Source organism: Paenirhizobium naphthalenivorans (genome assembly GCF_007992095.1).
In the GTDB taxonomy this organism is placed as follows: Bacteria; Pseudomonadota; Alphaproteobacteria; order Rhizobiales; family Rhizobiaceae; genus Allorhizobium; species Allorhizobium naphthalenivorans.
In genome coordinates, this window is sequence record NZ_BJZP01000010.1 from 1 (window position 1) to 15,725 (window position 15,725).

The 15,725-nt window shown below is 60.5% G+C and carries 14 protein-coding genes and 1 pseudogene; 6 read left to right on the forward strand and 9 right to left on the reverse strand.

Going from position 1 to position 15,725, the window contains the following annotated elements:
• Positions 1 to 141 precede the first annotated feature (141 nt).
• Positions 142 to 1,248 carry a TRAP transporter substrate-binding protein gene (locus RNA01_RS11635; protein WP_147180382.1) on the reverse strand — a complete coding sequence of 369 codons (1,107 nt, stop codon included), beginning with the start codon at positions 1,246 to 1,248 and terminating at the stop codon, positions 142 to 144.
• Positions 1,249 to 1,677: 429 nt separating this feature from the next.
• Between RNA01_RS11635 and RNA01_RS11640 the strand changes: the two genes are divergently transcribed.
• Entirely contained in the window at positions 1,678 to 2,430 is a 753-nt protein-coding gene (locus RNA01_RS11640) for a gamma-glutamyl-gamma-aminobutyrate hydrolase family protein (RefSeq protein WP_147180383.1), read from the forward strand.
• Between the two features lie 27 nt (positions 2,431 to 2,457).
• Here RNA01_RS11640 and RNA01_RS11645 read toward each other — a convergent pair whose 3' ends face one another.
• From RNA01_RS11645 to RNA01_RS11655, 3 genes are all read right to left on the reverse strand, one after another.
• Positions 2,458 to 3,420 (reverse strand): 2-hydroxyacid dehydrogenase, encoded by a 963-nt coding sequence (locus RNA01_RS11645; protein WP_147180384.1) that lies wholly within the window; start codon positions 3,418 to 3,420, stop codon positions 2,458 to 2,460.
• A 15-nt stretch (positions 3,421 to 3,435) separates the two neighbouring features.
• Positions 3,436 to 4,455: a LacI family DNA-binding transcriptional regulator gene (locus tag RNA01_RS11650; RefSeq protein WP_147180385.1), complete on the reverse strand. Its 1,020-nt coding sequence runs from the start codon at positions 4,453 to 4,455 to the stop codon at positions 3,436 to 3,438.
• 121 nt (positions 4,456 to 4,576) lie between these two features.
• Positions 4,577 to 5,071 (reverse strand): MarR family winged helix-turn-helix transcriptional regulator, encoded by a 495-nt coding sequence (locus RNA01_RS11655; RefSeq protein ID WP_147180386.1) that lies wholly within the window; start codon positions 5,069 to 5,071, stop codon positions 4,577 to 4,579.
• Between the two features lie 98 nt (positions 5,072 to 5,169).
• Here RNA01_RS11655 and RNA01_RS11660 point away from each other — a divergent pair, with 98 nt between their 5' ends.
• The 5 genes and pseudogenes from RNA01_RS11660 to RNA01_RS11680 form a co-directional block, all read left to right on the forward strand.
• A complete protein-coding gene (locus RNA01_RS11660; RefSeq protein ID WP_147180387.1) occupies positions 5,170 to 5,973 on the forward strand; it encodes a creatininase family protein in 804 nt (267 codons plus the stop codon).
• Positions 5,974 to 6,075: 102 nt separating this feature from the next.
• Complete coding sequence (locus RNA01_RS11665; RefSeq protein WP_147180388.1) at positions 6,076 to 7,173, forward strand: CobW family GTP-binding protein; 1,098 nt, start codon at positions 6,076 to 6,078, stop codon at positions 7,171 to 7,173.
• A gap of 58 nt (positions 7,174 to 7,231) precedes the next feature.
• Positions 7,232 to 8,218: a WD40 repeat domain-containing protein gene (locus tag RNA01_RS11670; RefSeq protein ID WP_147180389.1), complete on the forward strand. Its 987-nt coding sequence runs from the start codon at positions 7,232 to 7,234 to the stop codon at positions 8,216 to 8,218.
• A gap of 147 nt (positions 8,219 to 8,365) precedes the next feature.
• A complete protein-coding gene (locus tag RNA01_RS11675) occupies positions 8,366 to 9,373 on the forward strand; it encodes a GSCFA domain-containing protein (RefSeq protein WP_147180390.1) in 1,008 nt (335 codons plus the stop codon).
• 170 nt (positions 9,374 to 9,543) lie between these two features.
• Positions 9,544 to 9,663: pseudogene (locus RNA01_RS11680) on the forward strand (IS481 family transposase); the annotation flags it as partial.
• Positions 9,664 to 9,689: 26 nt separating this feature from the next.
• On the opposite strand, the gene RNA01_RS11685 reads toward RNA01_RS11680, so the two are convergent.
• The 5 genes from RNA01_RS11685 to RNA01_RS11705 all read right to left on the reverse strand — a co-directional run bounded on the left by RNA01_RS11685 (position 9,690) and on the right by RNA01_RS11705 (position 15,686).
• Entirely contained in the window at positions 9,690 to 10,748 is a 1,059-nt protein-coding gene (locus RNA01_RS11685) for a glycosyltransferase family 29 protein (RefSeq protein WP_170253433.1), read from the reverse strand.
• Between the two features lie 228 nt (positions 10,749 to 10,976).
• The gene (locus tag RNA01_RS11690) at positions 10,977 to 11,801 is read right to left on the reverse strand and encodes a polysaccharide pyruvyl transferase family protein (protein ID WP_147180392.1); all 825 of its coding nucleotides are present in this window, start codon (positions 11,799 to 11,801) and stop codon (positions 10,977 to 10,979) included.
• 187 nt (positions 11,802 to 11,988) lie between these two features.
• On the reverse strand, positions 11,989 to 12,678 hold the full coding sequence (locus tag RNA01_RS11695) for an OmpW/AlkL family protein (RefSeq protein WP_147180393.1): 690 nt from the start codon (positions 12,676 to 12,678) through the stop codon (positions 11,989 to 11,991).
• Positions 12,679 to 13,660: 982 nt separating this feature from the next.
• Positions 13,661 to 14,848 carry a GGDEF domain-containing protein gene (locus RNA01_RS11700; protein ID WP_170253434.1) on the reverse strand — a complete coding sequence of 396 codons (1,188 nt, stop codon included), beginning with the start codon at positions 14,846 to 14,848 and terminating at the stop codon, positions 13,661 to 13,663.
• A 238-nt stretch (positions 14,849 to 15,086) separates the two neighbouring features.
• Positions 15,087 to 15,686, reverse strand: coding sequence for a GNAT family N-acetyltransferase (locus RNA01_RS11705; RefSeq protein WP_147180395.1), 600 nt, complete (start codon positions 15,684 to 15,686; stop codon positions 15,087 to 15,089).
• Positions 15,687 to 15,725 lie beyond the last annotated feature (39 nt).

Sequence of the window (15,725 nt, forward strand, 5' to 3'; positions counted from 1 at the left end):
GCTTTTTCGTTGTCCTGCAACGTCGCCCGCCCCAACAGGACCTACCGCACGCTCCTCAATGGCACTGGAATGCAGCCGCGCGCAAAAAAAGGCCCCGGGGCGAACCCCGGGGCCTGTCGTTCCATAGCAGCTGCGGAAAGCTTAGAGCTTGCCGGCGCGTTGCTGGATCATCATGAACGTGTCGAAGGTGTACTCGCCGAGCTGGGCCCAGAGGTAGGCATCCTTCTTGAACGCCAGTTGATCGTCGTAGATCTTCTTGAAGTGCGGGCTCTGGGCCGACAAATCCGCGTAGATCTCGACGGCAGCCTGGTAGCAGGCTTCCATGATCTCCTGGCTGAAGGGGCGCAACACCGTGCCCTCGGCGACGAGCTGCTTCAGAGCCGGCGGGTTCTTGGTGTCGTATTTCGCCATCATGTTGGTGTTGGCGAAGGCGCAGGCATCCTGAAGGATTGCCTGGTAATTCTTCGGCAGGCTGTTGAACTTCTCCAGGTTGAAGAAGCCGTGAACGACCGGGCCTGCTTCCCAGAAGCCCGGATAGTAGTAGTACTTGGCAACCTTGTGGAAGCCGAGCTTGGAATCATCATACGGACCCACGAATTCCGCAGCGTCGATCGTGCCCTTCTCGAGCGCCGGATAGATGTCGCCGCCGGCGAGCTGCTGCGGCACGACACCCACCTTTTCCAGCACCTTGCCGGCCAGACCGGCGATACGCATCTTCAGGCCCTTAAGGTCGTCGACGGTATTGATTTCCTTACGGAACCAGCCGCCCATCTGAACGCCCGTATTACCAGCCGGAAGACCGTAGAGCCCCTGGGTGGCATAGAACTCGTTCATCAGCGTGTTGCCGTTACCCTGGTAGAACCACGCGTTCGACATGCGTGCGTTGAGACCGAAGGGAATGGCAGTACCGAAGGCGAAGGTCGGTTCCTTGCCCCAGAAATAGTAGGAGGTGGTGTGAGCTGCTTCGACCGTACCGGCAGCGACCGCATCGACGGCCTGCAGGCCGGGCACGATTTCGCCGGCAGCGAAAACCTGAATGCTGAAATTGCCGTCGGTTGCGGCGGCGACACGCTCGGCGATATCGACTGCACCACCATAAATGGTGTCGAGCGACTTCGGGAAAGAAGACGTCAGGCGCCAGGTGATCTTGGGGTTTTCCTGGGCAATGGCAGGCGCTGCCAACACCGTGGAAGCCGCGACGCCGGCACCGCCGACCCCCGCCTTCTTGATAAATGAACGACGATCCATGAATTGACCTCCCATCATGGTTTTGCTCCACCGAAAGAAATCTTACGCCCCTCCCGATGGCAATGGGGGCGAGATAACCATTTTGTCCAAGGGCTTTCAAGCTTTGCCGCAATATTCTTTCGACGTAGAGAACACTTACGTCTGCCTGCGCGCAAGATCCCGATCGAATACTAGCATTCATTGCTTTTCAACCAGCAGGCGCAGGCCGAACCATCGACAACGGAGTGGTTCTTTGTCAATTCGACGCGTCACGGATTTGGGCTGAGCCGAGACAACCCGACAGAGCATCGTGCCGCTTTCGGATCGGACAGCCGAAGCTGAGAAGGCGCAACTCGAAGACCCGGCACGCGACAAATATAAGATATTGACTTAAGGCCCCGGCTCATTCCAAGAAAAGCAATGCCGCCTCGGCTATCTCGGAGTTCCCCCATGCCCAAACCGATCATCGCCATTCCCGCCGACATTCGCGAGTTCGACGGCACCACTTGGCATGCGGCGCAGAGCCAGTATGTCCGCGCCGCCCTCAACGTAGCGGACGTCATGTCCTTCATCATACCCGCCTTCGAGGAAGGCAACGACACCGACGCCATCCTCGACCGGATCGACGGCCTTCTGGTTTCGGGTTCCGCCACCAATGTCCACCCCTCGCTTTATGGTGCCGAGGCGCGCGACAGCGACGGCCCGTTCGACCCGGCCCGTGACGCGACGGCCCTGCCCCTTATCCGCCGGGCCCTGGAGCGGGGCATTCCCCTACTGGCCATCTGCCGCGGCATCCAGGAACTGAACGTCGCTCTCGGCGGCACGCTGGCCACAGAGATACAGGAACAGGAAGGCGTGTGGGACCACCGCAAGCCGCAACACCCGGACCGCGACGTGATGTACAGCATACGTCAGGACGTGATCGTGGCCGAGGGCTCCTGCATCGCCCGCTATCTTGGCCCAGGTTCGGTTCAGGTCAACTCGCTGCATCGCCAGGCGATTTCGAAGACGGCACCCGGCCTGCAGGTCGAGGCACTGGCCGAAGACGGCACGATCGAAGCTGTTTCAGTCATCGGCGCCAAGGGTTTCGCGATCGGTGTACAGTGGCATCCTGAATACTGGGCCGAGACAGATGCACCATCGCGCGCGCTCTTCGAAGCTTTCGGCGACGCGGTCCGGACCTACGCGCAGACCAAGGCCTGACGCAACAGTTCCAGACCACGGAGCGGGTCAGGCTTTTTGCGGCGTTTCCGGCACGGGTGTCAGCGCCCGTCCCGTCTCGAACCAGGAAATCAGATTGTCGACCACCAGATCCGCCATGGCATTGCGGGTCGGAACGGACGCCGAGGCGACGTGCGGCAATAGCGAGACGTTCGGCAGGTCGATGAGTTCCTTCGGCACCTGAGGTTCATTGGTGAAAACGTCGAGACCAGCGGCTGCAATCGTTCCGTTCTTCAGCGCCGCGATGAGCGCCGGCTCGTCAACCGTGGTGCCTCGCCCGACATTGATCAAAACCCCACGCGGGCCAAGCGCCCTCAAGACGTCCGCGTCAATCGCACCGATCGTCTCCGGGGTCTTCGGCACGATGGAAATCAGCACATCGACCACCTCGGCGAGACCGAGCAAGGTTGGAAAATGGGCATATGAGACATCGGTTCGCGGCCGCCGCGTGCAATAGCTGATGCGTACCTTGAAAGGCTCCAGCCGGCGAGCGATCTCCAGACCGATGCGGCCAAGCCCATGAATGCCCACATGCCGCCCCTTGAGCGACAATGGCGACAGCGGGAAAGGCCCTTCGCTCGCCCAGCGCCCCTGACGCAACCAGGTCTCCGCCTGCGGCAACTGTCGCACTGTGTTGAGCAAAAGGGCGATCGTGGTATCGGCGACCTCGTCATTGAGCACGTCCGGCGTGTTCGATACGACGATGCCACGCGCGGCCGCGGCGTGAACGTCGACGCCGTCATACCCCACACCAAAGCTGGCGATCATTTCAAGATGCGGCAGCTTGGCGATCCAATCCGCCGTCAGCTGTCCCGAAACAGCCACACCACGAACCCTCTCCGCCTCCTGCGGCGAAAGCGCCAGTTCCGTGCCATGCGGCACGGCAATCAGCTCGAAACGTTCGGAAAGTCTCTCGGTGACACGCGGACTGATCCGGCCCGGCACGAGGATGGCGACGCGCGAATCCGGCATAGGACCTCCAGGCGTTCAGCGAGTGTGGATCGGGCCGGTGGACTGGCGTATCCGCATTTCCGGCTTGATCAGATGGATGCCGTCCGGCTCGTGACTGCCGGCCAGTTTGTCGAGCAAGGCGCGTGCGGCAAGCCGACCGACTTCGGCCTGACCGTTCCACACGGTGGTCAGCGACGGCGTGGCGATCGAGGCCTCCTCGAGATCGTCATATCCGGTGACCGAAATATCGCGGCCCGGCACCAGGCCGGCGCGGGCGATACCATTCATAAGGCCGATCGCGACAAGATCGTTCCAGCAGACGGCGGCGGTCGGCTTCTGCGGCAACGACAGAAAATGCACCGCCGCCTCGAAACCGCCCTGCTTGGTGCGCGGACCGGGAATACGCAGTTCAGGGTCCACTTCGATGCCGGCCTTGCGCAGCGCGTTGACATAGCCTTGGTAGCGGTCGCGCCCGGTCGACGTCTGATCCGTGCCACCGATCATGGCGATGGTCCGGTGCCCTAGCCCGATCAGATGGTTGGTGGCGAGCGAAATGCCGTAGCTGTCGTCGCCGCGATAGGTCGGCACCTCGAGACCTTCCATCTGACGGGCGATCAGGATCGCGGGCATGCCGTTATCTTCGGCAAGCTTGATGTCCTCGACCGGCGTGCCGATGGCCGGCGACATGATGACGCCGTCGCCGCCGAGTTGCAGGAGCGTCTCGATGAAGGTGCGCTGCTTCTCAACCGAGTCATAGTGATTGGAGAGAATAAAGGTGTGGCGGCTTCGGTCGAGCTCGCTCTCGATCGCTTTCAGGATCTCGCCATAGAAGGGGTTCATGATGTCGTGCACGACGACTCCGATGATACCTGATCTGGATGTTCGTAGACTGGCGGCACGACGGTTATAGATATAACCAAGCGCGCGGGCCTTCTCCTTGATCTTCTCCCGCGTGTCGGCGGCCACCAGCGGGCTGTCGCGCAAGGCGAGCGAAATGGTTGCCGTCGAAAGACCGAGCGTCTCGGCGATCGTTGACAGTTTGACCTTCTGAGCCACTTTGCCTCCCCTGGCGAACCGATGCATGCTGCGAGGCCCCGTATGACGTGCTTAAACAGTTTAATTAAATAATTTAAGTGCCCATTTCAATTCCCCCATTCGTCGGAGAACAAGTGCGTCTTCAGGACTTCTCCGGCTGGTCGTGCAGATTTCGCTCGACCTCCGCCAGCAGTTTGACGAGTTGCTTCACCTCCTTGCCGGACAAGCCCTGGGTTGCCAGCAACTCGGTCTCAGCCGAAGCCTGGGCAATGGCCTCAAGCCGCGCGCGCCCCTCTGCCGTCAGGTGGACCATGGTCAATCGCCCATCCGCATCCACCGTGCGGCGTTCGACGAAGCCCTGCGCCTCCATCCGGCCGATCGTCCGCGTCATGGTCGGCGCCTTGACACCAAGACGATGCGCCAGTGCGCCAGGCGTCAGCCCGTCCTCCTCGGCAAGCAATTGTACCACCGTATCCTGTCCGGCATAGAGGCCGCTATCAGCGAGACCACGGGACAGATGCGTACGCATGGCACGGGAAGCCTGGGTTACGGCCGCCGCTACGGATGGGCTGCGTGAACCGGATTCCTTTTTCTTGGAAGACTTGTTTTTCTTGTCGCCCTTGTCTTTTTTCGCCATTCTCCCCCCTGACACCGGTTGTCGCGGCAACCGCAATTGTTGTGACGGCTAACACTCAGCGCCCAAAATCCATAGCGAAGAACCAGGATTGACGCCAGATGTCGCTGCCCAAGTCCAATTTTCTCGACAATGATCCTTCCCTGCCGCCCGAGGCGCGACGCGACTGGATCGCTGTCCTGCCGCTCGGGGCCCACGAACAGCACGGACCACATCTGCCATTCGAAACCGACACGCTGATCGTCGAGGGGGTCGTCGCCCGCCTGGCGGAACGGCTGCCGGCCGACCTGCCGGTGACCTTCCTGCCCGCCGAACCTGTCGGATATTCGATCGAACACATGGATGTGGCGGGCAGCAAAACCCTTGCCTATCAGGAAGCCGTGGATCGCTGGCTGTCAATCGCCGGGGACCTGTCGCGCAAAGGCATTCGCAAATTGGTCATGCTCAATGCCCATGGCGGCAATTCACCGCTGATGACCATTGTCGCAACCGAGGCACGGGTGCGCTTCGGCATGTTGGCGGTCGCCACCAGCTGGACACGCTTCGGGTTGCCTCAAGGCGTGATCAGTCCTGAGGAAAAGGCCATCGGCATCCATGGCGGCGAGATCGAAACGTCGGTGATGCTGGCGCTGAACTCCGAGCGGGTCGCGATGGATAAGGCCAAGAACTTCCCTTCGCGGCAGTCGGTGTATGCCAGCCGTTTCACCCACTTGCGCGCCTACGGCCCGCATGCCTTCGGATGGAAAATGAGCGACCTCAACCGCCAGGGAGTAACCGGCAATGCTGGAGCCGCGACAGCGGAAAAGGGCGAGAAGCTCATCACCCACGCGGTTGGCGGACTGATCGAATTGCTGCGCGACGTGCAAGCGTTCGACATCGATACTTTTGTCTGCGCGGGCGATTGAGTTGCCCGAAACAAAGCCTTTGAACTGCCGCCGGTCAACGCCTATATGGGGTAACACCATTACAGGCGCATCGTCTGCGCCCACCACCCGATCGAGGTTTTCATGACCGAAGCTGCCGCAAAACCCATTCCCGTCACCGTACTCACCGGCTATCTCGGCGCCGGCAAGACGACGCTTCTCAATCGCATCCTGTCCGAGAGCCACGGCAAGAAATACGCGGTTATCGTCAACGAATTCGGCGAGATCGGCATCGACAACGACCTAATCGTCGAGTCCGACGAGGAAATCTATGAAATGAACAACGGCTGCGTCTGCTGCACGGTTCGCGGCGACCTGATTCGTGTCGTCGAGGGTCTGATGCGCCGTCCCGGCCGCTTCGACGGCATCATCGTCGAGACCACCGGCCTTGCCGACCCGGTGCCGGTCGCCCAGACCTTCTTCATGGATGATGACGTGCGTAACAAGACCGAGCTCGACGCGGTGGTCGCCCTGGTCGATGCCAAGCACCTGCCCCTGCGCCTGAAGGACAGCCGTGAGGCCGAGGACCAGATCGCCTTCGCCGACGTCGTCGTCATCAACAAGACCGACCTCGTCAGCCACGACGAACTGCACCGCATCGAGGACATCGTCCGCGCCATCAATCCGTCGGCCCGCATCTATTCGACCACCCGTTCGGGTGTGGATCTCGCCAAGGTGCTGAATCAGGGCGCATTCAATCTGGAACGCGCGCTCGAAAACGATCCGCACTTCCTCGACCACGATGATCCAGACCATGTCTGCGGTCCGGATTGCGACCATGATCATGGGCACGATCACGGCCATGATCATCACCACCATCATGACCACGATCACGGGCACGACCATCATCACCATGATCACGGCCCCTCGGCGATCCATGACGTGACGGTGATGTCGATCTCACTGCGCGGCGGCGAGATGAACCCCGACCGTTTCTTCCCCTGGATCCAGAAGGTCACCCAGACCGACGGCCCCAACATCCTGCGGCTGAAGGGCATCATCGCTTTCAAGGGGGACGAGGAACGTTACGTCGTGCAGGGTGTGCACATGATCATCGAGGGCGACCACCAGCGCCCATGGAAGGAAGGCGAGAAGCATGAGAGCCGCCTCGTCTTCATCGGCCGCAACCTCGACCGCGAAAAGCTCGAGAAGAGCTTCCACGCCTGCGAAGCGACCGCATGATGCCGGGATGTATAATGCAGCTTTCATCTGATTTCGTGCCTGCAAGAAGGAAAGCATGATGCCGACGGTTGCTCCCCTCGACATTGAAGGTCATGTGCTGACCGCCACTTTCCTCGGCGACATTCCGGTCTTTGCCGCGGCTTCAGGCTCCATCCATAGGCTCGACGGCGGTGAGAAGGTCATCCAGGCCCATCAGGGTCTGCTTGCCTGCGTCAAGGACCCCGCGACCCAGACGCTGGTATCCGGTGGTGAAGACGGCAAGGTGCTGCGCATCAGTCACGACGGCAGCGTCATCGAATTGGCCAACGTGCCGCGCAAATGGATCTCGGTGGTTGCCGCCGGCCCACAGGGCGCGGTCGCCTATGCGGTTGGCAAGACAGCTTATGTGCGGCTCGCGGACGGCACGGTGAAGGAATTCACCGAGGATCGTACCATCGAGGCACTCGACTTCGCACCGAAGGGCCTGCGCGTTGCAGCAGCCCGCTATAATGGCGTGACCCTGCACTGGATCGGTACCACCGGCGCGCCGGTCGACCTCGAATGGAAGGGCGCCCACACCGGCGTCACCTTCTCGCCCGACGGGCGCTTCGTGGTCACCACCATGCAGGAAAGCGCTCTGCACGGCTGGAAGCTCGACAGCAAGTCGGCCGACACCCGCCACATGCGCATGACCGGCTACCCGGCCAAGGTGAAGTCCCTTTCATGGTCGGTCAAGGGCAAGTGGCTCGCCTCGTCGGGCGCCCCGGCCGCGATCGTCTGGCCTTTTGCGGGCAAGGACGGCCCGATGGGCAAGGCACCGCTCGAACTCGGTACCCGCGCCAATATCATGGTCACCCAGGTTTCCTTCCACCCGGCGGAGGAAGTGCTGGCGATCGGCTACATCGACGGCATGATCCTTGCTGTCCGGATTGCCGATGGCAAGGAGGCTCTGCTACGGCGCCCCGGAAAAGGCGCGATCACCTCAATGGGCTGGAGCGCCACAGGCAAGCTTCTGGCTTACGCCTCCGAAGCCGGCGATTGCGGCGTCATCGACATCTCCGCGTGACGGAACGTCGTTTCACCCGAACACAGTCCGTCGCATTCTGCGACGGACTGTGACGGCTGGTCCGCCCCGTCTACTGCGGATTGATTGCCCGCTCTCGGGCGCATCGCGTTGCTTGAATTGCCGCCTACGATAGGCTATCGCTCAACCATGGTGAAAGACAGCTCCAAGCCCGTAAAGAAGACCCTGCGCTATAAGCTCCTGCGCGCGCTCAAGCTCGCTGACGAGCCGGAGCGCGACAACCTGATCTACTACCAAACAGGCGGGGTGAAACGCAAAGCGCATGCGACTTGGTATCGTGGCGAGGCCACTAACTTCTTCCCCGACAAGAAGGCCATTGCCCAGCAGAATGCAGTCGATGAATATATCGGCAAGGGCTGGTTTCCGGACGCCCCCTTCATTACCCGCAAGCATTACATCACCGCCTTCGGCAGCTGTTTTGCCTCCGAGGTGACGAAATACCTCTACCGTGAGGGCTATCAGGTTTTCGGCCGCGACATGCGACTGAACTCCTATGTGGTGCGCAGCGGCGAGGGCATAGTCAATTCAGCGGCAATCCGCCAGCAATTCGAATGGGCCTTCGAGGGCAAGACGCCGAAGATCGAACTGTGGCACGACAAGGAAGGCGTTCCGGGCGATTATTCCGCCGAGGTTCGCCAGGCCACGCGCGCTATCTTCGAGAAGTCCGACATCTTCATCCTGACACTCGGGCTCTCCGAGGTCTGGTATGACAAGCCCACCGGAGAAATCTTCTGGCGTGCTATTCCTAAACGCGACTTTGACGCCGCACGACATGGCTTTCGCGTGCTGGGCGCCGTGGAGAATCTCGACAACCTGCGCCAAACCTACCAGCTCATCCGCGCCCACCGGCCCGACGCGACTGTGATCATGACGCTCTCGCCCGTGCCGCTCGCCGCAACCTTCCGGCCGGTGTCCTGCATCACCGCAAGCTCGGTTTCGAAGGCTTCTCTGCGGGTAGCGATCGACGAGCTGATGCGCGAGGTCGGGCCGCCCGCCGAAAGCAAGCTTTACTACTTCCCGTCCTACGAGATGGTAACGTCCTTCCTGCCGAACCCGATGAAGGACGACTTCCGCCACCCGAGCGAGGAATCAGTCAAATTCATCATGCAGACCTTCAAGCGGAACTTCCTGCGTTAAGGGCGCCCGGAGCGCCGGCAGGTGATGAAAGGGCTTTCCTCTCCTGGCGGCAGCGTTGGTGGTGTATGACAGCAGCACATCACCAAACGGAACGCTACTGCAGCTGGAAGAGGGAAGACTGCAGAGTGGCAGAACACGCTTTCCGGCTGGCAGGTCGAGCGCTTCTCGCGAAATTCCGTGAGCGCCACATTTAGGCTCCGCATTCTGGAAGCCTCGCCGCGGTCGACAACTTCTTCGTCGGGACCCTAAAGGGCGCTGGCAAGATCTACATGCAATCGGCCATCGATTGCTAATCAAACGAATTCCGGGAGGCGGGTTACTCGGCAACCTCAAACCGCCCGTCCGATTGCACGAGCTTGCGAACGAAGACCTCTTCCCGGTCGAAAGCATGTGGCGCGTTGGCTGCCGTTTGATGTGACGATGACGACTGGCTCCGATAGAAATCAAATCCAAAAAGAGTAGCTTTCGACAGACCCGATTTCGATAGCAGATCGATGGCCGTTATCCCTGTCGTAGCACGAGACAATCCTGCTCGTTTTTCTAAAGAACGAATCTGTTCTGTAGGATGCACATAGAGGTTCTGAATGGCTATGGTTTCAGAGGTCATTTTCCTTGTGCGAGGCGAAAGCCACAGCAACCGGTCAGCACCGAGATCATCAAGGCGACGCTGCGTCACCGGAACGCTGGTAGCGACCCAATTCGTCTTGAAACCGTGCGACTTCCGAGAGACGATTGGCACGCGGTTAAACCTCACGACCAAGTCATACCCATCTATGGCCCCACCGTAATCCTTGGCTGCAAGGGAGCGAGCATTCCCAACGATTGCGACTGTTTTACCCTCAATTTCTTGAAATAAGGAACGCTGGCTTGTTGTTCTTCCCAGCAGCAGCCGAAGCTTGAGAGCAGCCCTGTTTACGAGCCGGCCCAACTCAAACCGAGTCAAAGACTGCCGCCGCAGCGACGATATCTCGGATCTGATCGCGGGACTGATAACAAAATTGCTTATTGCGACGTCGCTACTCTCGAAAGGCCCTATTCTGTCCACATCATCGAAGTGTTGTCGCATCGCCGCTTCCCACCATTTTGGTGGCTCCACCGTTTTGCTTTCGTTGGATCCATCTTCCGATATGACATCCGAGTAATAGATCGATGCAACAGCCACCAGCTTCGATCTCATCACCGACGCTTTTGACAACACCTGGTGAACTTCATCTCGCTCTAACCTCGAAAGCGAATCGGTCAAATCAATCAAGGAGCCGGCGAACTGTCCTGCCCGCAACTCGGCTACCGTCGGCTTCGTCATTTCCGCGGCGGGAATGTTTTCGTACCGGCCGATGATCTGCAGGGCTTGCTGATAAAATTCATCGCGCGTCATTAGTAATCTGGTCCGTTTGGTCTTCGATAAGCCGTCGCCTTCAACATCGATCCGCTGAGAGCCAGATTTACCACTTCCCGTCTTACGAGATGGTGACATCGTTTCTGGCCAAGCCGATTGAGGACGAGTTCCGCCATCCAACCGAAATCAGTCGCACTCATCATGCACACCTTCAAGCATAGCTTCCTGCGGTAAGCACGCTTAAGCGCCTGTCGGCTAAAGGCCGGATTAACCTTTAGCGAGCGCCGCAGCGATGCGCGACTTGATGTCGGCGCTGACGCGCTTCTTGGTCTCGGCGATGTCGAGCGGCTGCGGCCAGGCCTCGATCCTGCGGGTGAAGGGGTGCTTCAGCGGATGCCAAGCATCGTGCCGGCGAAGGCCCACTTCCTCCACGATCTGCGTGCGGTATGTCTTCGGCCCGACGAAGATCACCGGAATGCCCATCGCGATGCATGGCATGGCGCAATGGATGCGCATGGTGACGACGAGCGCCGCCTTCTTGCCATAGGTCTCGACGATTTCCTTGGCATACCGCAGACGCGTTTCCGCCGAGACGTCGATGATGCGATGGCTGACCTTCTTCACCAGCAGCCCCTTCTTGAACAGCTTCCGCGACAGTTGGTGGCGATCAGCTTCGACGAGATAGATAGAATCCGGCTCGCGGTCGGCCGGCGCGTTGAAAGTCAGCGTGTTGCATAGCGACAGATAGGCCTCAACGCCGAGCGAGCGGATGAAATCGACGGTGGCCTGATCGCGGCAGCCGATCGGCTCATGCTTCTTCAGATAGGCGGCATGGCGCGCGATCGTCGGCTTGGCGTGCTCCTGCACGTGGAAGCCAAAGAAGATCGGCTTGATCGATGGGCTCGGCGGCCAGTTTTCAATCTCCGCCAGGAACCAGCCGTTGGTGACGAGCAGCGTCTCCGGTCCGTCATAACTGTTCAGATGATCGCGATTGAGAAACACATCGACCGGCGGCAGATGCTGCATGACGGCAACGCTCTGGATATCGTCGCCGATATTGTTGCTGTTCCAGCTGAGAGCACCGATCTTCATGCAGTCATGTCCCCTTGAGAGCTAAAGGGCGGGGATAATACGGGGCAGAGGCGATTGCAACCCCTGCCTTCCTGCGTGCGACACGGCCAGAAAAACACACCTGCAATATTACCTCAACTCACAAGTGCCGAAAAAAGGCCGGGAACTTGCGGTCCCGGCCCTCGACCTTGCATTAGATCTCAGTCTCTTAGAAACGATAGGTGACACCGGCGCCGACGAGCCACGGGCTCAGCTTGGCCTTGCCGCTCACGTCCGCGCCGACATTGGCGGTGAAATCCGGTTCCAGGAAGATCTTCTTGACGTCAAAGTTCACGCCCCAATGCTCATCGACCATATAGTCGAAGCCGACCTGAAGGGCCGCGCCGAAGGCGTTGTCGATGTTGAGATCGGCGGCATTTGCCCCGTCTTCATTGTAAAAAATCGTATAGTTCAAACCGGCGCCAACATAGGGTTTGAAGGCGCCGAAGTCGGTGAAGTGATACTGCAGGGTCAGGGTCGGCGGCAGGATCCAGGTGCGACCGATCTTGCCGAGTCCTGCGACTGAGCCTTCACCCCAGACATTCGCATAGGTCGTGCCAAGAATAAGTTCGGCAGCGATATTGTCTGTGAAGTAATAGGTGATGTCGAGTTCAGGGATCACGGTATCGCTATAAGACAGATCGGACCCTGCGATGCCGTTGACGTGACCTTCATCCTGCGAAATCACGCCGAGACCACGCACGCGGATCTGCCACGGGCTCTGGGCCGCAATGCTCGAAGCCTCAGGCGCCGCGTAGTCCACCGGCGTCATGTCCGCCGCGCCGGCCGCCTGGCCGATGAGCAAAAATGCGGTGGCTGCGGCAAGGGCGCTGATCCGCCGCGTGCTGGTCTTGGTCATGGGGTCTCTCCTTGAATAGATCGATGGCTTGTGCCGCGCACAAAATACGTCGCCGGAAACGCGAGGTCGTTTGAGCTAGATCAAAAGACAACTTGGAAATCAGGGAGATGGCACTGCTGCGATGCCGTTGTCACAATTTGGCCACAGCGTCACTTGACGATTGAGAATCTTGGCGCGTGGCGCGCTCCCGAGGCGCTTGGGAAACGCCCCCTCCCAGTTCCTGCCGCTCTCCCGAGGAGGTGATTCTCGCCTCGGTCCGGAAGCGACAATGAGAACGCGAGCAAGATCTGATGGTCGAAACCGGCACCGCGTGCTCAGCGCGTCCCACGAGGACCCGGAAGCGCGGCAGAGCGCTGTACCAATGGCACCGATTTTCCCGAACACGGCCATGCCACGCTTCCAAACCGCGCCCATAACGGTGGGCAGCCTTTCGGCAACAGATGCGAAGACGCCCCCTCTTCGCGAATGAAAAGGGGGCGTCGTGCGAAATCAGCCAGCGCTCGGCCAGGGCCGCCAGCGAGATTAAAGGCCTAATCGGGAATTCCGCCGTGGAGGTCTCCCAAGCACCGAACTGATCGGCGAGACCGGCAAGGCACCCGACCGGATCCAGGGCTTCGTCGCTCAAGTCGACACCAATATCCATGCCCCCGCCACTGTCGCGAGGGAACAGGCCACCAGCTTGCAGGAAAGCAGCTCGGCAATTCATCAAATCGACCAGATGACCCAGCAGAATGTCGCCATGGTGGAGGAAACGACCGCCATCAGGGCACACACTGACGGAAGGCGCATCACACCTGACCAAGCTTGTCGGCCGCTTTCAGTTGAACCACCGCATCGCGATCCACTAGGCGTGGCTCCGTACGGGGCGGAATGTGCTATCGGCTCCTTTGCGAGCTGCCTGATGGCAACCGAATCGGCACCTCGACGCCGGGCAGTTGCGACCGGATGCCGGCCAGCATCTTGGTGGCAGGCGGGGGCGGGACTAGACCGCGCTTCCGGACTCGGCCGCCGCGTGTACGCCGTCGACCACCACGCAATTGCGGCCGCCGTTCTTGGCCCGGTAGAGCGCCGCATCGGCCCGCTCCACCAGATCCTCGGCGCGGAAGCTCTCGCCGAGGCGCGCCGTCGCCACCCCGAAACTTGCCGTCAGCGGCGCGCCCTCCACGGGTTCGACGTGCGGAATGCCGGCCGCCTCGAGCGCATAACGCATGCGCTCGGCGATCGCCGCTGCGCCATCGGCCTCGATGCCCGGCAGAAGAACGATGAATTCCTCTCCGCCATAGCGGAAGACTGCGTCGCCCGCTATACGGACTTCCGCCGCCATGATCGCCGCCACTTGCTTGATGCATTTGTCGCCGGCCGGATGGCCGAAATGATCGTTGAACGCCTTGAACTTGTCGATATCGGCGATGATCACCGCGAGCTTGCCGTTCCCGGCGGCATCGGCGCTGATCCAGGAAAGCGTCCGCTCCAGTCCGCGCCGATTGCCGAGCCCCGTCAGGGCGTCATGGGTGGAAAGGCTCTCGAGCTCTTCCGTCCTGAGGCGCTGCCGCAGTGCCTGAAGATAATCGATACGCTCGTCGCGCTCGATGGTATAGCCGGCAACAAGCGCAAAGACCGAGGCTGCGCACATTTGCAAACCGGCCATCAATTGAGACGGCAAGGTCAGCGCCTCGATGTTCCACATCGCGAACCCGTGGAGTACCACGCAGCCGACACTGACCGCCACCGCACAACGGAAGCGAAGGCGCTGCGCGATCATGCCGAGCAAAGGGACCAGCAGCATCCCGTAAAGATAGTCCTTCGCCAGGAGATTTGAATGCGCCATCATGATAACGACGATGGCGACCGCTGCCGCCAGGACGACAGTGGAGATCGCGCCTTCGCGCAGGACGGGCGGGGGATCGCGCGAGATAAGCGCCAAGACGAGCAAGCCGAAAATCGTCACGCCCAGTCTTGTTAACAGCGCAAGCCCGAATTCTTCCGGTATCGCGAGGTAATCGATAATCAGGAAAGAATCGAAGGCCATCAAGGCAATGAACCCGCGCAACACAAGTTCGCGACAGCGCCCGGCGCGCGTGTCGGCCTCGAACCGCTGCTCCAAGACCGCGGGAAACTGGAGAAATCCTCCCCTTATCGCGATGGTGCGGTCGATCAGCGCACGATCCACGCCCGACATTCTCCCACCCGGAGAAGGTTTGGCATTCACGGTCAAAGAAATCCCTCCGCATCGTCAAACTTGCGCGCAATATACATTAGGGACAACGGATTGAAACCCTTGGCGAAGTATTACGAATTGCCGCCCGACCGAGGTTCACGGGCGGCCGAAACAGCGGCCGCGGAAAATGGTTCCGCAGCCGCCGGGCGGTGGATTTTCAAGAAATGCGAATCCGGTATGCCGCGAGGCTTCAGGCGGCCTGACGCAGCGCAGAACGGGAGAGCTTCCGGCCCGAGGCGACGATCATCCCGGCGACATTGTCGAGCCAGCCGGCTTTCAGCTCCAGCCCGAGAAAGCGGGCGCGCGCGAACGGACCCGGCATAATGAGATGCTGCGCCTTGTCGGCAAAGAAGCCGAAACGCTCGTAGTAGGCGGCATCGCCGACCAGCAGGATGGCGCCGTGATCTCGCTTCTTCGCTTCGAGGATCGCGGCGCGCATCAGCGCCGAGCCGATCCCCTTGCCCTCATGGGCCACATCGACCGCCAACGGTCCGAGCAGCAGCGCATCGATCGATCGGCCCTCGCGGCTCACACCAGCCTCGACATTCCACAAACGCACGGTGCCGATGACATGGCCCTCGCTGTCGCGGGCGACCAACGCCAGTCCTTCCGCCGGCACCCGGCCCCTGCGGATCTTCTCCGACGACTTCTTACGCCGGTCGCCGCCCATGGTGCGGTCGAGCAAGGCTTCGCGAGCGACGACGTCGGCCGGCGTTTCGTGATCGATGACAAAGGCAGGCGCAGTTTGCGGCGCGAAAAATGCGCGCACGACGTCCAGAACAGCGGCCATTGTGGCCTCCCGTACCAAAAGGTGTTTCCGATGATTGTT